The organism is Haloquadratum walsbyi J07HQW2, assembly GCF_000415985.1.
GTDB lineage: Archaea > Halobacteriota > Halobacteria > Halobacteriales > Haloferacaceae > Haloquadratum > Haloquadratum walsbyi_B.
On sequence record NZ_KE356561.1, the window covers coordinates 10629 to 13437 of the forward strand.

General features: G+C 55.6%; 1 protein-coding gene and 3 pseudogenes. 2 read left to right on the forward strand and 2 right to left on the reverse strand.

All coding sequences use genetic code 11. The features are described 5' to 3' along the window. Nucleotides 1-280: 280 nt before the first annotated feature. Nucleotides 281-1906 (reverse strand): transposase, encoded by a 1626-nt coding sequence (locus tag J07HQW2_RS00060; protein WP_021053074.1) that lies wholly within the window; start codon nucleotides 1904-1906, stop codon nucleotides 281-283. A 121-nt stretch (nucleotides 1907-2027) separates the two neighbouring features. Between J07HQW2_RS00060 and J07HQW2_RS16730 the strand changes: the two are divergent. After that, nucleotides 2028-2384: pseudogene (locus J07HQW2_RS16730) on the forward strand (ArsA-related P-loop ATPase); the annotation flags it as partial. Then, nucleotides 2376-2651, forward strand: a pseudogene (locus J07HQW2_RS16735) (transcriptional regulator TrmB); the annotation flags it as partial. The pseudogenes J07HQW2_RS16730 and J07HQW2_RS16735, both read left to right, overlap by 9 nt. 38 nt (nucleotides 2652-2689) lie before the next feature. Here the strand turns inward: J07HQW2_RS16735 and J07HQW2_RS00070 are convergent. Further along, a pseudogene (locus tag J07HQW2_RS00070) lies at nucleotides 2690-2809 on the reverse strand (VapC toxin family PIN domain ribonuclease); the annotation flags it as partial.

The following is a 2809-nucleotide window of genomic DNA, read 5'->3' on the forward strand; positions in this document are numbered from 1 at the left end:
AGTGCCGAATTTTGGTGGTAGAAATGCTTATAGCTGCGAATATGGTATTATAAATTGTATATCGCTATACAAAATTAGATCCTAGCAGGACCACAGTTTCGGAGGATGAGTCAGTTTTAGGTCGAATTAGCATCAATTCGTGTTTCTTTCTACCGATCAGTCCTGATTTGGATCGCTATCGGTCGCATCTACCGGACGTGCGTGCGAAATTACGTGGATTCTGTCGCTCCTGATTGGGGTTGTCACTCCCAAACGGCGGACTCAGTGGGACATCAACCGGCTAGTCGTGTGGAATCAACGACGAGGCAACGAGTTCAACACACTCACCCGCAGTCAACACGGGTGCGTAGTCCATCTCACCGCCCACGCCCGCTTTCAGCAAGAAGTCGGTGAGCCGCCAGATATTGTACAAGAGGACCGCGAACACGAAGTAGAACAAGCGAACGCGGTAGTCTTTCGAGGAGGTCTTGGCGAGAAAGTCACCTTTGATCGATTTGTACTCGCTCTCGATCTGCCACCGGCGGCTGTAGCGCTGACAGAACGTCTCAGCTTCCTCGGGACCGATTCGGAGATTCGTCGCGAAGACAGCCGTTCCCTCCCCACTCGTCGACGGGACGTACAGGAGCCGCATTGGATGCGATCCAGATTCCACATGGACAGAAGCCGACTCAACAGCCACCTCTTGGTCGTCTGCCTCCATTTGTTCAAGTACATCCCGTTCGGAGCTGGAGACCCGCTTGGGTATGAGATAGTTCACATCGAGGTTTGAGAGTGTCTGGAACACTTGTATCGAGTCAAACTCTCGATCACACAGCACTGTCTCGATTGGAACGTGTTCTTTCGCTCGTCGAACGAGCCGTCGCACAGTACGATGGATCTGATTTGACGGGTTCTCATCCCACTCAGAGCTCTCTTGAACCGGCTCGACAGCTAAGATCAGCGGGATGTTCTGCCCGATGATCGAAAGCGTCGCAAATTTGAACGCTCGACTGTCTCTATCTTTTGTCCCGCTAACCATCGACATCCCTGCGACCTCTCCGTAGTAGGGAATAGTCGTGATGTCGATTGCGGCTGTGACTGGACGTCGGAACGTTGCTTCAGAAGCAATTACGGAGAGCAAGCGGTCCGTCGTTTCATTGAAGCCGTTCACGAGCCCTTCGGGATCGAACTGCTTGACTGCGCGGAGGTGGGTGTCACCGTGGGGTCCATACTCTTCACCACGCCGGTACTGGAAGCGAGTCGCTCCCTGCGCGGTTCCACACCGAACCATCCCCATGAATGTCTGTAACTCGAAGAATTGCGTGTCCTCATACGAGGCGTTCGACGCTCGACCAGAGTCGAAGTGTTCGAAGGCGTGATCACGCGCGAGGCGCGTCGTCTGGATAATCTCCTCCTGTGAGAAGGATTCGTCTTCTACTGGGTCTACATTTTCTTGCTCATCGTCGACGATCCCTTCCTTAGGCCGCACCTCCGGCGCTGATATGTCGCGATCGTGGACTTCTTTGACAACGAAGTGGGCGGCAGCGTGGGCGTATTCGTGGGCTGTGTCGTCGAATCGGTTTCGCCACGCCCGCGAGAAGGCTGATTCGTCGGGCACCCGGCTGAAGCCGAGGATAGTGGCGACTTTCGGTTGCCGGGTGAGTCGTCGAGAAAACTCGGCGTACGAGTCACCCGTGATCTCCATAAACACGAACGAAAGGACCATCGCGCGAAAGGAGAGCGTTGCAGGATGCCATGCCGGATACCCGTCTTCGATGGCATCTATCGAATGACCGAGCTTCTCGAACGTTGTGACGAGATCGGCTTTTTTGAGTTCGTTTCGGATAGTGATCCCCAGCTGGTACGCTTCGCAGAGAGACTGTATACGAGGATCATCTTTGGAAGGAGGACTGCCGGAACCACTCATTCAAGAAATGTTGGAGTCGATAGCAAAGTTACCACACCAACATGACTACAGACATACTCTGTTCATCGTCAGAGGAATTGCCGCCGCCGCGTCCGCGTTTCCGAGTTGACTCTCAATCTTCATGACATTCGAACCGAGTAGCGACGACACCGAGTTCGTTTTCTTCACCGGGAAGGGCGGCGTCGGCAAGAGCACGGTGAGCTGTGCGACCGCGACGTGGCTCGCCGACAACGACTACGAGACGCTCTTGGTGACCACCGACCCTGCTCCGAACCTCTCGGACATCTTCGGGCAGTCGATCGACCACGAGGTCACCGCGATCGACGGGATCGAGAACCTCTCGGCGATCGAGATCGACCCGGACACCGCCGCCGAGGAGTACCGCCAGGAGACGATCGAGCCGATGCGCGAACTACTCGGTGAAGAGGAGATCCAGACGGTCGAAGAGCAGCTCAACAGTCCCTGCGTCGAGGAGATCGACGTCGTCTCGCCGGCGGAGCTGTGTTGTCACACACTGCTCATTGACGACGGCAGCCGCCACCGCTCGTACTGTCTCCTTCTCCTCAGCCACATCGAGGTTGACGAGGCGGACCTCCGAGAGCAGGCGGCGAAGTATGGCCTCGAAGACGAAATCGACGCCTTGCTTCGCTACCTCAAGACGCACGGCGAGGTTGATGACGACCGGCTCCCGGAGTGGGACGAGTTCCAGGAGCTGGCTGCTGACTACGAAGTGCGACTATCCTGAGCCCGCAGTTCGTTCCCCAACCGTGTCGTCTGTTTGCGTCAGTTTGGATTGTAAGGATTCGTCGCTGTTTCGAGCCGATAGACGTCTACGACAGCATCGAAGTCGGTATCGAACGCATACAGATAGCCAAGCCCCTCCGTTTGCATATACGCGACAAT

What these genes read in the sequence shown, in the direction of transcription:
- J07HQW2_RS00060 (WP_021053074.1), bottom strand. Translation starts at nt 1,906, where the DNA reads ATGAGTGGTTCCGGCAGTCCTCCTTCCAAAGATGATCCTCGTATACAG.